The sequence below is a fragment of the Streptacidiphilus cavernicola genome, from assembly GCF_042510955.1.
Classification (GTDB): Bacteria; Actinomycetota; Actinomycetes; order Streptomycetales; family Streptomycetaceae; genus Streptacidiphilus; species Streptacidiphilus cavernicola.
This window is the reverse complement of record NZ_JBHFAB010000003.1, coordinates 197,788-215,340: the sequence shown is the minus strand read 5'-3', so window position 1 is coordinate 215,340 and position 17,553 is coordinate 197,788. Positions and strand designations below refer to the sequence as shown.

Sequence of the window (17,553 nt, the reverse complement as noted above, 5' to 3'; positions counted from 1 at the left end):
GCGTTGGGGGTACGTATCCGAAGACCGTACAACGTGAACCTGCCGGGTCGGCCCACAGGCCCCAATCTTCCCGCAGCTCACAGGAGGGGGCGGCGCCGACGGCGCATCGTCCGACGGGCGCGGCCCGGACGCTCTTCGGTCCGACCTGGGGTCCGCTGGCTGCGGATCGACCGAAGGCCGTTGTCTACTGAGCGTCCGGGCCGTGCTCGGGTCGCACCTAACCGACCGGCCCCGGTTGGCCTGCCGGCGCCCGCGCTCCCCGGGCCTGGAGCGACTGGACCTGGCTGCCTGTCGGCGTTCCCCTGGCGGGGACGCCGCTCGATGGCCCAGTTGTGGTCCCGGGTTTTGCGTGGAGGTGATCCGGTCGGTCGGTCCTGCGGAGGAATCCGGAAGGTGGACCCGGCCGAACCTACTCGCCGTCTCCCGCCAGCTGTCAACCACCCTCCGACCAGCTCAAACAAGGGGTTTTCGCAGGTCAGGCCCCGGTAATCGGGCTGTCGGCGACACTCGGGACACCCGCCGTTCGGCGGTATCCGGACGCCCGCGACCACCCGCCCGGCGGATCGCCCGTTCCTTATGCCAGGTACGCGGTACGGCCGTTGACCACAGTCGCCAGGCAGCGCGGCAGCGCGGCGCCGGGGGTGAGGTCGGGCAGGCCCGGCACGCCCGAACGGGGGTCGGTGGACCAGTTGGACACCCGCTCGTCCGGGGCCTGCACCACCAGGTCGGTCGGCGCCCAGACGGCGTAGGACGCGGGCGCGCCCGGCACCAGCACCCCGGCGTCGTCCCGGCCCAGCGCGCGCCAGCCGCCCCTGGTGTGCGCGGTGAAGGCGGCCCGGACCGAGATCCGGTGCCCGGGGGTGCGGTGGAAGGCCGCGGCGCGGACCGCGCCCCAGGGGTCGAGCGCAGTCACCGGCGCGTCGGAGCCGAAGGCCAGCGGCACCCCGGCCCTGACCATGGCCGCGAACGGGTTCATCGCGGCGGCCCGGTCCGCGCCCAACCGGGCCGCGTACATCCCGTCCGGGCCGCCCCAGGCCGCGTCGAAGGCGGGCTGGACCGAGGCGGTCAGGCCCAGCTCGGCGAAGCCGGCAACGGTCTCCGCGGTCATCAGCTCGGCGTGCTCGACCCGGTGCCGCAGCGCCCGGACCCGGGCGATGCCGAGCTTGTCCGCCACCGCGCGGACCCCCGCCACCACCGCGGTCAGCGCGGCGTCGCCGATGGCGTGGAAGCCGGCCTGGATCCCGGCCTCGGTGCAGGCCAGCACATGGGCCGCGATCTGATCGGCGGTCAGGTACCCGGCCCCGGCGGTCCCGGCGTCGTCCGCGTAGGGGTGGTGCAGGCAGGCGGTGTGCGAGCCGACCGCGCCGTCCACGAAGAGGTCGCCGCCGAGGCCGACCGCGCCCAGCCGGCGGGCGGTGTCCACCGCGCCGGCCTCGCCCCAGTAGCCGAAGACTTCCGGGGTGGCCCTGCCCTCCGGGGTGGCGCCGCCCTCGGCGGCCAGTGCCAGCAGCCCGGCCAGGTCCTGTTCCGACGAGATGTCGGGCCCCGCGCACTCGTGCACCGCGCCGATGCCCAGCTCGGCGGCCCGGCGCAGGGTCGCCCGCTGCGCGGCCTCGCGCTGGTCGGGGGTCTGCCAGGCCAGCGCGGCCCGCCGGACGGCGTGGTGCGCGTCGCGGGTGAGCGGATACTCACCGAGGCCGGTGCCGGGGCCGGTGCCCACCAGCGCCAGCAGCGCGCCGGACGCCAGCGCCGAGTGCACATCGGTCCTGGAGAGGTAGACCGCCGCTCCCTCGCAGGCCTGGTCCAGCTCCTCGCGGGTCGGCGGGCGGCCCTCGGGCCAGCCGGCCTCGTCCCAGCCGTGGCCCATCAGCACGCCCCCGGCCCCGGCGGCGGCGGGCTGGGCCCGGACGAACTCCCGGATCCGGCGCAGCGCCTCGGCCAGGCTGGGGCAGCCGGTGAGGTCGAGGCCGGTCAGCGCCAGGCCGGTGGAGGTGGCGTGCAGGTGGGCGTCCACGAAGGCCGGGGTGACCAGCGCGCCGTCCAGCTCGACCACGGCGTCGGCGTCCCGCGCGTAGCTCTCCGCGGCGCTGTCCGAGCCGACCCAGGCGACCGTGCCGTCCTGCACCAGCAGGGCGGTGGCGAAGGGGTCGGCCGGGCTGTAGACGTCACCGCCGCGCAGCAGCAGGGTGCGTACGGCGGGGTCGCCGGGGCCGGGCAGGGCGGGAGCGGAGGCGTGGGTCATGGGCACCAGTCTGCCCCGCGCCGGACCGTCAGCTCAGCCGGGGCGGGCGGGCCTCGTAGGGGGTGCTGAGCACCACCGTGGTGCGGGTGGAGACGCCGGCCGCGGTGCGGATCCTGGTGAGCAGGTGCTCCAGGTCCCCCGGGACCGAGACCCGGACCTTGAGGATGTAGTTCTCGTCCCCGGCGACGCTGTGGCAGGCCTCGATCTCCTCCAGCGGGGCCAGCCGCTCCGGGACGTCGTCGGGGGCGCTGGGGTCGAACGGCTTCACCGAGATGAACGCGGTCAGCGGCAGCGCGACCGCCTCCGGGTCGACGATGGCGGCGTAGCCGCGGATCACCCCGCGCTGCTCCAGGCGGCGCACCCGCTGGTGCACCGCCGAGGTGGACAGGCCGGTGGCCTTGCCCAGGTCGGTGTAGCTCATCCGCCCGTCGGCGACGAGCAGCTGCACGATCTGTCGGTCCAGTTCCTCCACGCCTCGGAGGCTATCCGACCGCGACCGGTCCTGGACACCGCCGAATGTGACCAAGGCCACAGTGACCTGGGGGAAGTGCCACCCTCGGCAGGGGATTACCGCGGGGCCCGGCTGGGAAGTCCTCGCTGTGAATCCTCCTCCGCCCGGGGACTGCTGAGGGATCGGGAGGATCGCACCAGTGTTGGCGACCGCCGCCCTGCCACGCCAGGGTCGTCGCCATCCTTCTCCAAGGGGGAACCACATGTCTGTCGCCGATGAGCTGACGCCTGCCGTCGAACCGATGCCGGGGACCGACCCCGGCGACGGCGAGACCTGGGACATCCAGCGCCTCCGCTGCCCCGACTGCGACCGGCCGATCGCCCTGGTGGGCGACGAGTACCTGTTCCCGCAGCACGCGGTGCTGCCCACCGCCTGGCACCCCTTCTCCCCCGCGGTCTGCCCCGGTTCCGGCCGCCCGGTGGACGACGCCGAGGACCTGGAGGACGAGCCCGGCTTCGACCCGGAGCCGTCGCTGGAGGAGCTGCTGGCGCTGCCGCCGGAGCTGGACTGGCGGCGGCAGCCGTTCTCGCACGTCGGCGGCCCCGGATCGCGGCCGTACCGGCTCCGGATCCCGGCCCAGCGCAGCCGCTGACGACGCGTCAGCCGGTCACCCGGTCAGCTTGCGGCCGATCACCATGCGCTGGATCTGGTTGGTGCCCTCCACGATCTGCAGCACCTTGGCCTCGCGCATGTACCGCTCCACCGGGTGGTCGGCCGTGTAGCCGTACCCGCCGAGCACCTGCACCGCGTCGGTGGTGACCCGCATCGCGGCGTCGGTGCAGAACAGCTTGGCCATCGCCGCCTCCTTGCTGAAGGCGAGCCCGGCGTCCCTGCGCCGCGCCGCGGAGAGGTAGAGCGCGCGGCCCGCCTCCACTGCGGTGGCCATGTCGGCGAGCATGAACGACAGGCCCTGGAACTCGGCGATCGGCTTGCCGAACTGGGTCCTGGTCCTGGCGTACTCCACCGCGTGGTCCAGCGCCGCGCGGGCCACCCCGATCGCGCAGGCGGCGATGCCGAGCCGGCCCGAGTCCAGCGCGGACAGCGCGATCGAGAAGCCCTGTCCCTCGACCCCGACCAGCCGTCCGGCGTCGACCCTGGCGCCCTCGAAGCGCACCTGGGCAGTCGGCGAGCCCTTGAGGCCCATCTTCCGCTCCGGCGTGTCCGCGACCACGCCCGGCGTGTCGCCGGGCACCAGCAGCACGCTGATGCCGCCCGCGCCGGGGCCGCCGGTCCTGACCATGGTGCTGTAGAAGTCGGCGACGCCGCCGTGGGTGATCCAGGCCTTGGTGCCGGTGACGGTGTAGCCGTCGCCGTCGCGCTCGGCGCGGGTGCTCAGCGCCGCCGCGTCGGAGCCGGACTGCGGCTCGGAGAGGCAGTAGGCGCCCAGCAGTTCGCCGCCGAGCAGCTCCGGCAGCCAGTCCTGCTTCTGCTGCTCGCTGCCGAAGGTCGCCAGCGCGTGGCAGGCCAGGGTGTGCACGCTGACGCCCAGGCCGACGGTGAGCCGGCCCGCCGCCAGCTCCTCCAGCACCTGGAGGTAGACCTCGTAGGGCTGCTCCCCGCCGCCGTACTCCTCCGGGTAGGGCAGGCCGAGCAGGCCGGACCGGCCGAGCAGCCGCATGGTCTCGCGCGGGAACACGCCGTCCGCCTCGTCCTCCGCCACCTGCGGCAGGATCTCGCGGGCGACCAGCTCACGGGTCAGCGCGAGCAGGTCGGCGGCCTCCTCGCTGGGGAGTTGACGGTCCAACGGCTTCACGGCTCCGGGGTTCAGGGCTCCGTCCGAACGGCTCATCGCGGGCTCACGCCTCCTGCGCATCGCGGCCTGGACGCCTCCGGGTTCACGGGCGCCGCCTCACCGGCCACCGGCGCGCCGCCACCGGGTCTCAGTGAACGCTCGCTAACATGCGTGGCGAGGTGAGTATGCCCCATTCCGGGCCCCGCGTCACCAGCGGCGGGCGGCCGTTCGGCGGCCCGGGAGGCCGGTGCGACGCATACCAACGGGTAGGTAACGGAACGTGATCACCCGTGCCGGGTACGCGGACGCCCGCCGCGGAGGCCCCCGCCCGGGAGCGCCGGGCCGGACGCCGGGGCCGCCGGACCGCCGCCCGCCGCGGAGCCGCCGCCGATCCCTCCCGCCGCAGCCCCTTGACCTGCCCCCTGGACAGGAACTACGTTCTGTCCAGCGCACACGACAACGGTGTGGGCATTCCGGGGGATCCTCCCCGGACGACGCGTCGCCGATCCTGCTGGGTTGCTCAGAGGCCGTTCCCCCGTGGCCTCTGAGCAACTCAGCTCGGTCGGCGATTGTGCTTTTCCGCACCACGGCTCACTAAGAGTGATCATCCGTTCCGGTCGGACTATGCCATTCCCGGGAACGACCGTGAGGGCCGGCCGCGGAAGGCGGAGAATCAGGGGGTTGCGGACGGGTTCGCCGCCCGGCCGTGACGGGGTGTGGCCGCAGGCGTCACAGCGGACCCGCGGGCACCGTCCGGCGACGGATGTCCAGGGTGGTCATCGCTGTCCGGCACCCTTCCGGATCAGCACGCCACCGGTACCATGCCAGCAGGGCGCGGTAGTGGTTCGCACCCGCCGACGAAGCGTCATGGAGCGTTGTCCGCACGGTCATCCATGGGGGGCGACCGGCGGTTCGGACGCTGTGTGACCGGCACAGCCGCGCACAGCAGGGGGACTGACCGGTGAGGACAGAGGACACTGACGGCAGGCGGCCCAGCAGCCTGGCCGACCGCGCCTGGCTGCGCGCCATGGACGCCTACACCGCCGGCGCCTACACCAGGGCCGAGGAGGAGTTCCGCGCCGCCGTGCGGATCGACCCCGGCATGGCCGACGCCTGGCTTGGCCTGCACGCGCTGCGCTCGGAGACCTCGGCCGCCCTGCTGGCCATGCACCGGCACCGCGAGCGCTTCGGCGAGCAGCGGCGCCGGCACCGCCGTCCGCTCAGCTCCTGGTACTGGCTCGGCTGGTGGGTCCAGCCGGTGCTGGAGGACGTCCGCGACCTCTCCCTCGCCCATGCCTCGCACTGGCTGGACGGGCGGCACCTGGCCGAGCTGGAGCAGGCCCTGGCCGACTGTCCGGCCCGGGAGGAGGACAGCTCGGTCCGCTTCCTGCACGCCTGCCGCTCCTACCTGCTCAAGGACTGGGAGCAGCTGATCAGGGACACCGACGGCCTGCTGGACGACCCGTTACTGGGCATCGAGGCGGGTCTCTTCGGCGGGATGGCCCGGGTCCGGCTCGACATGTGCGGCCAGGCCGAACTGCCGCTGGCCGGATCGCTGGCCCGCTGCCGCTCCGAGCAGCCGCAGCGCAAGGAGCTGCGCTACTGGCTGGCCCGCGCCTACGAGGGCGGCGGGCGCAGCGCGGCGGCGCTGTCGCTGTACCGGGCGGTGCACCGGGTCGATCCCGGCTTCATGGACACCGCCGCCCGGCTGGCCGCGATCACCGCGGAGGACGGGGTGGACCCGGCCATGCTGGAGGCCCCGGCGCCGCCCACCCCGCAGCGCCCGCGGCACGCCAGTGGCGGCGGCCCGGTCCCGCCGCCGAGCCAGTCGGCCGACCCCTTCGCCGACCCGCTGCCGGACCAGGTCTACGAGAGCTCGTTCTACGACTCCTACCCGGACGGCGGCTACCAGGACGGCGGCGCCGAGGGCTCCGACGACGACGGCGAGTTCGAGGGCTCCTACCTCCCCGGGCTACTCGACGCCGACCTGCAGGCCGCCCCGCAGAGCGACGGCCCCGGCCAGGACGCGGCGGCCGGGCCCGACGACGACGGCCCCGGCAGCGCCCGGCACCGGGCCGCCGCCCCGACCGCCGCGCTGCCGCCGGGGACCAGCGCGCAGCCGGACCGGCCCAGGCTGGAGGCGGCCCTGGCCGAGCTGGAGCGGATGGTCGGGATGGAGCCGGTGAAGCGCCAAGTGCTGGCGCTGTCAGCACAGTTGAGGATGGCTCAGCTGCGCGCGGACCAGGGGCTGCCGGTGCAGCCGCCGAAACGTCACTTCGTGTTCTCGGGCCCGTCCGGCACCGGGAAGACCACGGTGGCACGGATACTGGGCCGGGTGTTCTACGCGCTGGGGCTGCTCTCCGGCGACCACCTGGTCGAGGCCCAACGGGCGGACCTGGTCGGCGAGTTCCTCGGCCAGACCGCGGTCAAGGCCAATGAGCTGATCGACTCGGCGCTGGACGGCGTGCTGTTCGTGGACGAGGCCTACAGCCTCGCCAACTCCGGCTACAGCAAGGGCGACGCCTACGGCGACGAGGCGCTGCAGGTGCTGCTGAAACGGGCCGAGGACAACCGGGACCGGCTCGTGGTGATCCTGGCCGGCTACCCGGAGGGGATGAACCGGCTGCTGGCCGCCAACCCCGGGCTCAACTCCCGTTTCACCAGCCGGGTCGACTTCCCCAGCTACCGCCCGGCCGAGCTGACCTCGATCGGCCAGGCCCTGGCCGAGGCCGACGGCGACTTCTGGGACGAGGAGGCGCTGGAGGAACTGCGCAGCATCTGCGCCCACGTGGTGCGCGAGGGCTGGATCGACGAGCTGGGCAACGGCCGCTTCATGCGGACCCTCTACGAGAAGTCCTGCGCCTACCGGGACCTGCGGCTGTCGATGATGGCCGAGGCCCCGACCCGCCAGGACCTGGCCACCCTCCGACTCCCGGACGTGCTCCAGGCCTACGGCGAGCTCATCGACGGCCGCCCCTAGCCGCCCGCGGACCTCACGCCGCCTTCAGCGCCTCCCGCAGCGGGATCCTCGCCCCGCTCCGCAGCACCGAGTTGCGGTAGATCCGCCCGGCGAGCCGCAGCAGCAGCCCGGCGAAGGCGATGGTCAGCGCCAGCGACAGCAGGATCTGCCAGGTCGGGGCCACCCCCATGGCGATCCGCATCGGCATCAGCACCGGCGCGCACGGCGGGACCATCGACAGCCAGGTCACCAGCGAGCTGCCCGGGTTGGACGGCACCACGGAGATGCCGACCACCCAGGCCACGATCAGCGGCATGACCGCGGGGAAGGTCAGCCCGCCGACGTCCTCCTGCCGGGAGACGGTCGCCCCGAGCGCCGCGAACACCAGCGCGTACACGGCGAAGCCGACCACGTACCAGGCCAGGGCCCAGAGCACGGTGCCGACCGAGCTGCCCAGGGAGAGGGTGATCGCGCCGACCGCCATGCCGACGCCGACCCCGAGCCCGGCCGGGACGATGAACTGCACCAGCCCCAGCACGCCGACCCCGGCCACCTTCCCGGCCAGCAGCTGCCACGGCCGCAGCGTGGCGAGCAGCAGCTCGACCACCCGGCTGGACTTCTCCTCGACCACGCCCTGGGCCACCGACTGGCCCACGAACATCAGCGTCATGTAGAGCAGCAGGCCCGCGACGATGGCGATGGTGATCCGCTGCCCGTTGTTCGCGGCGGCCGGCTGCAGCGGGGTGACCGACACCTGGGTGCCGCCGACCGCCTGCAGCACCGGCGCCGGGTCCTTGCCCAGCGCGGTGATCTGCTCGGTCAGCACGGCCTGCTGGCCGGTGACGTAGAACAGCTGGGTGGTCGGATCGCCGAGGGTCCGCTTCACCGTCGCCTCGATGCCGTGCGGGCCGACCTCGGCGAGGACCGACACCGTCCCGGACTTCACCTGGTCCACCCCGGTCGCGTGGTCGGCGACGGTGCTGACGGTGACGTTCTGGCCGAGGTGGCGCGCGGTGGCCTCCAGCGCCGGCGCCAGCGCGGCGTCCTGACGGACCACCGCGATCTTCGTCGGGCCCGAGCTGAGGTTGGCGAAGTGGGTGATCAGCGGGGCGGCCACGGCCGCCACGGCGGTGATCGCCAGCAGGATCAGGAACGCCTTGCTGCGGACCCGGACCGCGATCTCGCGCCAGGCGACCAGCCGGATCGCCTGCCACGACCCGATCCGGAGCTTGTCACTCATGCCGCCGCCCCCTTGCACTCGTCCTTCGTCGCCTCGTCGGCGCTGACCACGTCCCGGAACAGCTCGGTCAGCGTCGGCAGCCGCCGGGCGAACTCCCGCACCGGTCCGGTGGCCAGCGCCGCCCGCAGCACCGCCTGGTCGTCCGCGCCGTCGCCCAGCGCCAGCACCGTGCGCTGCCCCTGGTGCGAGCGGACGGCGACCCCGGGCAGCCCGTCCGCCCAGCCGGGCGCGGCCTGCGGCGCGTCCACCACCAGCTCCTCGGTGCCCCGGCCGCGCAGCTCGGCGACCGGGCCGACCGCGACCATGCTGCCGGCCCGGACGATGCCGACCCGGTCGCTGATCCGCTCGACCAGCTCCAGCTGGTGGCTGGAGAAGACCACCGGGACGCCCTCGGCGCACTTCTCCCTGAGCACCTCGCTCATCACGTCCACCGCGACCGGGTCCAGGCCGGAGAACGGCTCGTCCAGCACCAGAATCTCCGGGTGGTGCACCAGCGCCGCGGCCAGCTGCACCCGCTGCTGGTTGCCCAGGCTGAGCTTCTGCACCTCGTCGCCGATCCGGCCGTCCACCCCGAGCCTGGTGGTCCACTCGCGGGTGGCCCGGACCGCGTCGGCCCGGGTCAGGCCGTGCAGCCTGGCCAGGTACTCCAACTGCTCGCCGACCCGCATCCGCGGGTAGAGCCCGCGCTCCTCCGGCATGTAGCCGATCCGGCTGCGGGTCTCCAGGGTCACCGGCGCGCCGTCCCAGCGCACCTCCCCGGCGTCGGCGGCGAGGACGCCCAGGGCGATCCGCATGGTGGTGGTCTTGCCTGCGCCGTTGCTGCCGACGAACCCGAACACCTCCCCGGCCCTGACGTCGAACGTCATGTCGCTGAGCGCGACGGTGTCCCCGTACCGCTTGGAGACGCCGTCCACCTCCAGTCTGCGATCACTCACGCGCTGCTCCCTCTCCCCCGTGTCCGAGATTCCGATCATCCCCCGGACCGAAGCCGGACGGGGAAGATTTGAGGACCTGTTGAGCTGTCAGACCTGGACCTCGCCGACCAGTTCCTCCAGCACGTCCTCCATGGTGACCAGGCCGACCGGGCGACCGTCCTGGCCGGTCACCGCGGCCAGGTGCGAGGTGGCCCGGCGCATCGCGCCGAGGGCGTCGTCCAGCGGGGTGCTGTCGGGCAGGGTGAGCACCGCGCGCCAGAGCGACCGCGGCACCGCGGCCTCGCGGTCGTCGACCTCCAGCGCGTCCTTGACGTGGAGGTAGCCGAGCGGCACGCCGTCGGCGTCGAGCAGCGGGAACCGGGAGAAGCCGGTGCGGACCGCCAGCTCCTCCAGCTGACGCGCCGTCACCGAGCGTTCCACGCTGACCAGCTGACCACGGTCGAGCAGCACCTCGCGGATCGGCCGGCGGCCCAGCTCCAACGCATCCTCAAGACGCTCCTGGGCGCCGCGGCCGAGCAGCCCGGCCTCGCGCGAGTCCTGCAGCAGGTGCGCCAGCTCCTCGCTGGTGTAGACCGACTCGACCTCGTCCTTGGCCTCCACCCCGAGCAGCCGCAGCAGCAGGTTGGCGAAGGCGTTCAGGAAGCCGATCACCGGGCGCAGCACCCGGGCCAGCCAGGCCAGCGGCGGCCCGAGCCAGAGCGCGGCCCGCTCCGGGCTCGCCAGCGCGATGTTCTTCGGGACCATCTCGCCGACCACCATGTGCAGGAACACCACCACGGACAGCGCCAGCACGTAGGCGAAGGCGTGGGTCAGCCCGGACGGGATGCCGATCGCCCCGAACGGGCCCTCCAGCAGGTGCGCCACCACCGGTTCGGCCAGCGCGCCGAGCAGCAGCGAGCAGACGGTGATGCCGAGCTGGGCCGCCGCCATCATCGCGGACACGTGCTCCAGCGCGTACAGCACGGTGCGGGCCCGCCGGTTGCCGCCCTCGGCGAGCGGCTGCACCTGGCTGCGGCGGACCGAGACCAGGGCGAACTCGGCGCCGACGAAGAAGGCGTTGCCGAGCAGCAGCAGCACCGAGAAGCCGATCTGCAGCACCGCGCTCACCGGGCCGCCTCCGCGTCGCCGCGGTGCCGGTCGTCGCGCGGGTCGTCGTGGGTGCGGACCAGCAGCACCGCTTCGGTGCGGTGCCGGACCACGTCCAGCACGGTCAGCCGCCAGCCCGGCAGGGCGACCGCGTCGCCCTCGGCCGGGAGCCGTCCGAGCCGGTCGGCGACCAGCCCGGCGACGGTCTCGTAGGGGCCCTCGGGCGCGTGGAAGCCGACCGCCGCCAACTGGTCCACCCGGCAGCGGCCGTCGGCCTCCCAGGCCGGACGGCCCTCGACCCGGGCGACCGCGCGCAGCTCCGGGTGCTCCTCGGTGTCGTGCTCGTCCAGCACCTCGCCGACCATCTCCTCGACCACGTCCTCCAGGGTGGCGACGCCGGCGGTGCCGCCGTACTCGTCCACCACCACCGCCATGCCGTGCCGGCGGCGGAGCAGGTCGAGCAGGCGCTCGGCCGGAAGCGTCTCCGGGACCAGCAGCGGTTCCGCCATCAGCGCCGCGACCGGGGTGGCCGCGCGGTGGTCGGCGGGCACCGCCAGCGCGTCCTTGAGCGTGACCACCCCGGTGACCTCGTCGATGCTGTCCCGGTAGACCGGGAAGCGGGACAGCCCGGTGGCCCGGGTCAGGTTGAGCACGTCGGCCGCGGTGGCCAGCTCCTGCAGCGAGCGGACCTCGACCCGGGGGGTCATCACGCTCTCCGCGGTCAGCTCGGCCAGGCCCAGGGTGCGCACGAACAGGTCCGCGGTGTCCGGCTCCAACGCGCCCTCCTCGGCCGAGTGCCGGGCCAGCGCGACCAGCTCCTCCGCGCCGCGCGCGGACGCCAGCTCCTCCTGCGGCTCGATCCCCAGCGCCCGGACCAGCCGGTTGGCCGCGCCGTTCAGCAGCAGGATCACCGGGCGGCAGACGGTGCTGAAGACCCGCTGCGGCCCGGCGACCGCGCGGGCCACCTGGAGCGGGCGGGAGATCGCCCAGTTCTTCGGGACCAGCTCGCCGACCACCATCTGCACCACGGTCGCGACCAGCATCCCGATCACCGCGGCGAAGCCGTGCACCAGCGCGGACGGCAGGCCGATCCCGTGCAGCGGCGGGCTGAGCAGCCTGGCCATGGCCGGGTTGGCGAGCAGGCCGACCAGCAGCGAGGTGACGGTGATGCCCAGCTGGGCGCCGGAGAGCTCGAAGGACAGGGAGCGCAGCGAGGACAGCACCCCACCGGCCCGGCGGTCCCCGGCCTCTGCGGCCCGGGTCACCGCCCCTCGGTCGACCGTGACCAGGGCGAACTCGGCTGCGACGAACAGCCCGTTGGCAAGGATCAGCAGCAGGGCCACGCCCAGCAGCAGCCAGGCGGCGGTGGGACTCGCGGGTTCCATCGGGGAGCGATCTTCTCCGGTTACTCGGGTGACGCACGGGAGGTCGGTCCCCCAAGGATGCCCGATCGGGGCACGGTCACCTATTCGACGCGGCGGCTCAGCGCACGGCCGTGCCGTAGGCGTCCACGCAGGCGCGCAGCTCCCGCGCGGCGCGGACCGCCTGGCGCAGTCCGGAGCCCGGCTGGATCGCCACCACCGCCAGGGTGGTCCCGTCGGCGAGGTCGAGCAGCACCCAGGGGTCGCCCTTGCGCAGGTTGACGCCCAGGATCTCGGCCCACTCCAGCCGCCGCTTGCGGAGGAAGTTGACCACGGTGAGACCGTCCCGGTCGGCCCGCGCCACCGGTCGGGCCAGCACCAGCAGCACGACCGCGAACAGCAGCCCGGTCACCGCGATGCCGATCCGGTCGTGCCGCTGCCAGTAGTGGGCGGGCCCGAGCGCGGCGATGGTGCAGAAGAAGGCCAGGCTGACCACCGCGAGGCCGACCAGCACGAACCGGGTCAGCAGCGGCCGCCAGCTGTGCGGCAGCCGCGGCGGACCGACCACGGTACGGCTGGGCTGGACGGTCATACGACAGGACTCCCGACCGCTGCCGCCCCTAGAGCCGGCAGGCGTGGATGTTGGTGACCAGGATGGCGCGGGCGCCGATGGCCCAGAGGTCGTCCATGATCCGCTGCGCCTCCTTGCGGAGCACCATCGCCCGCACGGCGACCCAGCCCTCGCTGTGCAGCGGCGAGACCGTGGGCGACTCCAGGCCCGGGGTGAGCGCGACCGCTTCCGCGACGCGCTCGGCACGGATGTCGTAGTCCATCATCACGTACCGGCGGGCCACCAGGACACCCTGCAGCCGGCGCAGGAACTGTTCGGCGCGCTGGTCCTCCCCCGCGCCGGTCGGCCGGATCACGATCGCGTCGGAGACCAGGATCGGTTCGCCGAAGACCTCCATCCCGGCGTTGCGCAGGCTGGTGCCGGTCTCCACCACGTCGGCGATCACGTCGGCGACGCCCAGTTGCACCGCGGTCTCCACCGCGCCGTCCAGCTTGGTGAGCGCCGCGGCGGTGACCCCGTGCTCGGTCAGGTGCTGCTGGACCAGGCCGGTGTAGGAGGTGGCGATCCGGCGGCCCTCCAGGTCCTTGACGTCCGTGGCGACCCCGGCCGGCCCGGCGAAGCGGAAGGTGGAGCCGGCGAAGCCCAGCGCGAGCACCTCCTCGGCGTCGGCGCCGGAGTCGAGCAGCAGGTCACGGCCGGTGATGCCGATGTCGAGCCGGCCGGAGCCGACGTAGATGGCGATGTCGCGCGGACGCAGGAAGAAGAACTCGACCTGGTTCTCCGGGTCGACCAGGACCAGTTCCTTGGAGTCCTTGCGCTGCCGGTAGCCCGCCTCATGCAGCATCGCGGACGCCGGCTCGGAGAGGGACCCCTTGTTGGGAACGGCGATACGCAGCATGGGAGGTGCCTTTCGGATCTGGGTGGGTGAGGACATGAAAAAAGCGGGGCACCGGTCGTGCTCGGTGCCCCGCTCCCGTTACTGCTCAAGGGCGGGGTCTACAGATGGGCGTACACGTCCTCCAGGCTGAGGCCGCGGGCGACCATCATCACCTGGAGGTGGTAGAGCAGCTGGGAGATCTCCTCAGCGGTCCGCTCGTCCGACTCGTGCTCGGCGGCCATCCACACCTCGGCGGCCTCTTCGACCACCTTCTTGCCGATCGCGTGCACGCCCTGGCCGACCAGCTCGGCGGTACGCGAACCCGGCGCGCCGCTCGCGGCCTTCTGCTGGAGCTCGGTGAAGAGTTCCTCGAATGTCTTCTGTGCCATGATGCGCCCCACCCTACGTGGTCCCCGACCCGGTCCGCGCGAACGTCCAGGGAACGGACGGTCAACGCCTGGGGAGCCCGCGCAGCAGCAGGGCGGTGTCCATGGCGGCGGTGGCGGCCTCGAAGCCCTTGTCCTCCTTGGAGCCGGGCAGGCCCGCCCGGTCCACCGCCTGCTGGTCGTCGTCGCAGGTCAGCAGGCCGAAGCCGATCGGGATACCGGTGTCCACGGAGACCTGGGTGAGACCCATGCTGGTCGCCTCGCACACGTATTCGAAGTGGGGTGTCCCGCCGCGGATGACGACGCCCAGCGCCACCACCGCGTCGTAGCCGGTGGTCGCCAGGCGCTTGGCCACCACCGGCAGCTCGAAGCTGCCGGGGACCCGCAGCAGCACCGAGTCCTCGACGCCGTACTCCTCCAGCGCCCGCTGCGCGCCGGCGATCAGGCCGTCCATGACCTGCCGGTGCCACTGCGCCGCGATCACCGCGACCCGCAGGCCCCGGCCGTCCTGCACGCTCGCTACGGGTGCGCCCTCGCCGCTCATCTGCTCTGCTCTCCTTGCTGACGGTCTGTCAATGACAGTAGTACGGGGTGCGGTCAGCCGAGCCAGGGCAGCTGGTGCCCCATCCGGTCCCGCTTGGTGGTCAGATAGCGCAGGTTGTGCTCCCCGGCCTGGACCTCGACCGGCTCGCGCTCCTTGACGGTGAGCCCGTGGCTCTCCAGGGCCAGGTGCTTCTCCGGGTTGTTGGTCAGCAGCCGGACCGAGCGCACACCCAGGTCGTCCAGGATGCGCGCCGCCGCCGCGTAGTCGCGGGCGTCGGCGGGCAGGCCCAGCTCCAGGTTGGCGTCCACGGTGTCCCGGCCCGCCTCCTGCAGCTGGTAGGCGCGCAGCTTGGGCAGCAGGCCGATGCCGCGGCCCTCGTGCCCGCGCAGGTAGAGCAGCACGCCCCGGCCCTCGGCCGCGATCCGGTCCAGCGAGGCCCGCAGCTGCGGACCGCAGTCGCAGCGCAGCGAGCCGAAGACGTCCCCGGTCAGGCACTCGGAGTGGACCCGGACCAGGACGTTCTCGCCCTCCGGCAGCCGCCCGCCGGCGTCCAGGCCGCCGGCCACCAGGGCGATGTGCTCGACCCCGTCCGGCTCGCTGAGGTAGCCGACCGCGGTGAAGCCGCCGTGCGCGGTGGGCAGCGCGGTGACCGCGGCCCGGGTGACCGTGCCGGGGGCGGGCTTCGGCGCGTCGCCCGGGTCGCCCCCCTCAGTGCGGCGGCGGTAGGCGATCAGGTCCTCGATGGAGATGATCGCCAGGCCGTGCCGGCGGGCGAACGGGACCAGCTCGGGCAGCCGGGCCATGCTGCCGTCGTCGTTGACCACCTCGGCGATGCCGCCGGCCGGGGCCAGCCCGGCCAGCCGGGCCAGGTCCACCGCGGCCTCGGTGTGGCCGGGGCGCTCCAGCACCCCGCCGTCCTTGGCCCGCAGCGGGAAGACGTGGCCCGGACGGGTCAGGTCGGTCGCCACCGTCCCGGGCCCGGCCAGCAGCCGCACGGTGCGGGCCCGGTCGGCGGCGGAGATGCCGGTGCTGACGCCGTCGCGGGCGTCCACCGAGACCGCGTAGGCGGTGCCCTTGCGGTCCTCGTTGACCGCGGTCATCGGCGGCAGCTTCAGCCGGTCCAGCTCGGCGCCGGTCATCGGCACGCACACCACGCCGGAGCTGTAGCGGACGGTGAAGGCCAGCACCTCGGCGGTGGCGGCGCTCGCCGCGAAGACGATGTCGCCCTCGTTCTCGCGGTCCTCGTCGTCCACCACGATGACCGGGCGCCCGGCCGCGATCTCGGCTATGGCGAGCTCGACGCTGTCCAGGGTCAGGTCCGCGCCGTCCTGCTCGGGCGGGGCGATCGGGTCCAGGGTGATGCTCATGCGGTGGCCCCCTTCGGGACGATCGTGGCGGGCGGCTGCTGGTTGCGGGTGCGCAGCCACCAGGACCGCATCCCGGCGATGACCAGGACGAAGTAGACGATGTAGACGTAGCCGGAGAAGGCGTAGCCGTTGGCGAAGTTGAGCGGGACGCCGACCAGGTCGACGGCCAGCCAGGCGAACCAGAACTCGACCAGGCCGCGGGCCTGCGCCACCATCGCGACCAGGGTGCCGACGAAGATGTAGGCGTCGGCCCAGGGGCTCCAGGACATCCACGGGTAGGCCTTGAAGACCTCCGCCAGCACCACTGTGCCCACGCCCGCGGCGGCGACCAGGGCCGCCCGCTCGGTCCAGCCGGCGAACCGTATCCGCAGCTCGCCGTCGCCGCGACGGCCGCGCTGCCACTGGGTCCAGCCCCAGAGCGACATCACCACGACGATCAGCTGCTTGCCCGCGCTGCCGCTCAGGTGCCCGGCCGCGAAGGCGCCGAACAGCACCAGCCCGGACAGCAGCTGCACCGGCCAGGTCAGCATCGACCGGCGCCAGCCCAGCGCCAGCGCGCCCAGGCCGAGCAGGTTGCCGACCATGTCGGACCACTTGAACGGCTGCCCGAGCACGGTGAACGCCTGGCTGTTCAGGTCGTTGAGGAGGTTGGACACCGCGCTCAGAGCCCCTTCCCGACCCGGTCGCCGAGCAGCCGCTCGACGTACTTGGCGAGCACGTCCACTTCGAGGTTGACCGGCTCGCCGAGCTGCTTGGCGCCCAGCGTGGTGTGCGCCAGGGTGGCCGGGATCAGGCTGACCGTGAAGCTGTCCTCGGCCGCCTCGACCACGGTCAGGCTGACGCCGTCCACGGTGATCGAGCCCTTGTCGACCAGGTAGCGGGAGAGCGCCGACGGGAGGCTGAACCGCAGTACCTCCCACTGCGGGAGGCCGTCCGCGCCGGGCTCGCCGGGGCTGCGGGAGAGCAGCACGGCGGTGCCGTCGACATGGCCCTGCACCAGGTGGCCGCCGAGCCGGGCGCCCAGCGCCATGGCCCGCTCCAGGTTCACCCGGGAGCCGACGCCGACCGCGCCCAGGCTGGACCTGCGCAGCGTCTCGGCCATCACGTCGGCGCTGAACTCGCCCGGGGCGGCGGCGAGCTGCTCATCGGTGTCGAGGACGGTCAGACAGACGCCGTTCACCGCGATGGACTGCCCCTCGCGGGCGTCCCGCGTGGTCACCGGTCCGCGCAGGCGGATCCGCGAGGAGTCCCCCAGATCCTCGATCGCGAGGACCTCGCCCAGCTCTTCGATGATTCCCGTGAACATTCAGCTCTCCTCGGCAGCGAACCGGCGCAGCGCGCGGTCATCCGTCGTGAACAGCCCTGGAACGAAAGAAATGCCCACCGGATCCTCCTCGCGCTGATCGGCGCGGGCTCCGGGGGCATTGCGGGAGAGGTGTGCGGACGCACGGGCCGAGGCCCCGGGCGCGGTGTGCGCGGAGGAGGCGCCCCGATGTCAGCAGACACCGCGGAACCGCGACGGACGCAAGCCGAGCCCGACGTCCGCAGCGCACTGCCTCCCATCCGGACTTTCACCGTCGGTCCAGGAGTTTCACCTGGTCAACCGGCCGCTGGAAGCGGTCGGGTCGCGGACTGTAACCGCCGGTTCGGAATTACACCGACCCCGGAGTGCGCAAACGTCGTAACTTGTGCGTCCAGTCTGCCACGGTCCAGCGGCGTTTTGGCAAGACCGCCCGGCCCTC

General features: G+C 73.4%; 16 protein-coding genes and 1 riboswitch. Of the genes, 2 read left to right on the top strand and 14 right to left on the bottom strand.

Annotated features, from left to right (window positions below; genetic code table 11):
• Positions 1-574: 574 nt before the first annotated feature.
• Positions 575-2,242 carry an amidohydrolase gene (locus ACEZDE_RS05360; RefSeq protein ID WP_380532897.1) on the bottom strand — a complete coding sequence of 556 codons (1,668 nt, stop codon included), beginning with the start codon at positions 2,240-2,242 and terminating at the stop codon, positions 575-577.
• A gap of 28 nt (positions 2,243-2,270) precedes the next feature.
• The gene (locus ACEZDE_RS05355; protein ID WP_380532894.1) at positions 2,271-2,714 is read right to left on the bottom strand and encodes an Lrp/AsnC family transcriptional regulator; all 444 of its coding nucleotides are present in this window, start codon (positions 2,712-2,714) and stop codon (positions 2,271-2,273) included.
• Between the two features lie 241 nt (positions 2,715-2,955).
• Between ACEZDE_RS05355 and ACEZDE_RS05350 the strand changes: the two genes are divergently transcribed.
• On the top strand, positions 2,956-3,345 hold the full coding sequence (locus tag ACEZDE_RS05350; RefSeq protein ID WP_380532891.1) for a hypothetical protein: 390 nt from the start codon (positions 2,956-2,958) through the stop codon (positions 3,343-3,345).
• 15 nt (positions 3,346-3,360) lie between these two features.
• On the opposite strand, the gene ACEZDE_RS05345 is transcribed toward ACEZDE_RS05350, so the two are convergent.
• Positions 3,361-4,542: an acyl-CoA dehydrogenase family protein gene (locus ACEZDE_RS05345; protein WP_380532889.1), complete on the bottom strand. Its 1,182-nt coding sequence runs from the start codon at positions 4,540-4,542 to the stop codon at positions 3,361-3,363.
• A gap of 970 nt (positions 4,543-5,512) precedes the next feature.
• On the opposite strand from ACEZDE_RS05345, the gene ACEZDE_RS05340 reads away from it, so the two are divergent.
• Positions 5,513-7,465 (top strand): AAA family ATPase, encoded by a 1,953-nt coding sequence (locus tag ACEZDE_RS05340; RefSeq protein WP_380533342.1) that lies wholly within the window; start codon positions 5,513-5,515, stop codon positions 7,463-7,465.
• Between the two features lie 13 nt (positions 7,466-7,478).
• Here ACEZDE_RS05340 and ACEZDE_RS05335 read toward each other — a convergent pair whose 3' ends face one another.
• From ACEZDE_RS05335 to ACEZDE_RS05285, 11 genes are all read right to left on the bottom strand, one after another.
• Complete coding sequence (locus ACEZDE_RS05335) at positions 7,479-8,684, bottom strand: ABC transporter permease (RefSeq protein ID WP_380532887.1); 1,206 nt, start codon at positions 8,682-8,684, stop codon at positions 7,479-7,481.
• Positions 8,681-9,619, bottom strand: coding sequence for an ABC transporter ATP-binding protein (locus tag ACEZDE_RS05330; RefSeq protein ID WP_380532886.1), 939 nt, complete (start codon positions 9,617-9,619; stop codon positions 8,681-8,683). The genes ACEZDE_RS05335 and ACEZDE_RS05330 overlap by 4 nt, the downstream gene beginning before the upstream one ends.
• Positions 9,620-9,706: 87 nt before the next feature.
• Positions 9,707-10,726, bottom strand: a complete 1,020-nt coding sequence (locus ACEZDE_RS05325) for a hemolysin family protein (RefSeq protein ID WP_380532883.1) — start codon at positions 10,724-10,726, stop codon at positions 9,707-9,709.
• Positions 10,723-12,090, bottom strand: a complete 1,368-nt coding sequence (locus ACEZDE_RS05320; protein WP_380532880.1) for a hemolysin family protein — start codon at positions 12,088-12,090, stop codon at positions 10,723-10,725. The genes ACEZDE_RS05325 and ACEZDE_RS05320 overlap by 4 nt, the downstream gene beginning before the upstream one ends.
• Positions 12,091-12,187: 97 nt before the next feature.
• Positions 12,188-12,658 carry a PH domain-containing protein gene (locus ACEZDE_RS05315; protein WP_380532877.1) on the bottom strand — a complete coding sequence of 157 codons (471 nt, stop codon included), beginning with the start codon at positions 12,656-12,658 and terminating at the stop codon, positions 12,188-12,190.
• 28 nt (positions 12,659-12,686) lie between these two features.
• Positions 12,687-13,535, bottom strand: a complete 849-nt coding sequence (gene hisG / locus ACEZDE_RS05310; protein ID WP_380532874.1) for an ATP phosphoribosyltransferase — start codon at positions 13,533-13,535, stop codon at positions 12,687-12,689.
• Positions 13,536-13,633: 98 nt separating this feature from the next.
• Entirely contained in the window at positions 13,634-13,903 is a 270-nt protein-coding gene (locus ACEZDE_RS05305; RefSeq protein WP_380532872.1) for a phosphoribosyl-ATP diphosphatase, read from the bottom strand.
• A gap of 61 nt (positions 13,904-13,964) precedes the next feature.
• Positions 13,965-14,444, bottom strand: coding sequence for a 6,7-dimethyl-8-ribityllumazine synthase (gene ribH, locus ACEZDE_RS05300; protein WP_380532869.1), 480 nt, complete (start codon positions 14,442-14,444; stop codon positions 13,965-13,967).
• Positions 14,445-14,497: 53 nt separating this feature from the next.
• Entirely contained in the window at positions 14,498-15,811 is a 1,314-nt protein-coding gene (locus tag ACEZDE_RS05295) for a bifunctional 3,4-dihydroxy-2-butanone-4-phosphate synthase/GTP cyclohydrolase II (protein WP_380532867.1), read from the bottom strand.
• Positions 15,808-16,395: a nicotinamide mononucleotide transporter family protein gene (locus ACEZDE_RS05290; RefSeq protein ID WP_380533340.1), complete on the bottom strand. Its 588-nt coding sequence runs from the start codon at positions 16,393-16,395 to the stop codon at positions 15,808-15,810. The genes ACEZDE_RS05295 and ACEZDE_RS05290 overlap by 4 nt, the downstream gene beginning before the upstream one ends.
• Before the next feature lie 77 nt (positions 16,396-16,472).
• Positions 16,473-17,117 (bottom strand): riboflavin synthase, encoded by a 645-nt coding sequence (locus ACEZDE_RS05285; RefSeq protein WP_380532864.1) that lies wholly within the window; start codon positions 17,115-17,117, stop codon positions 16,473-16,475.
• 239 nt (positions 17,118-17,356) lie between these two features.
• Positions 17,357-17,487: riboswitch (FMN riboswitch) on the bottom strand.
• Positions 17,488-17,553: the final 66 nt, after the last annotated feature.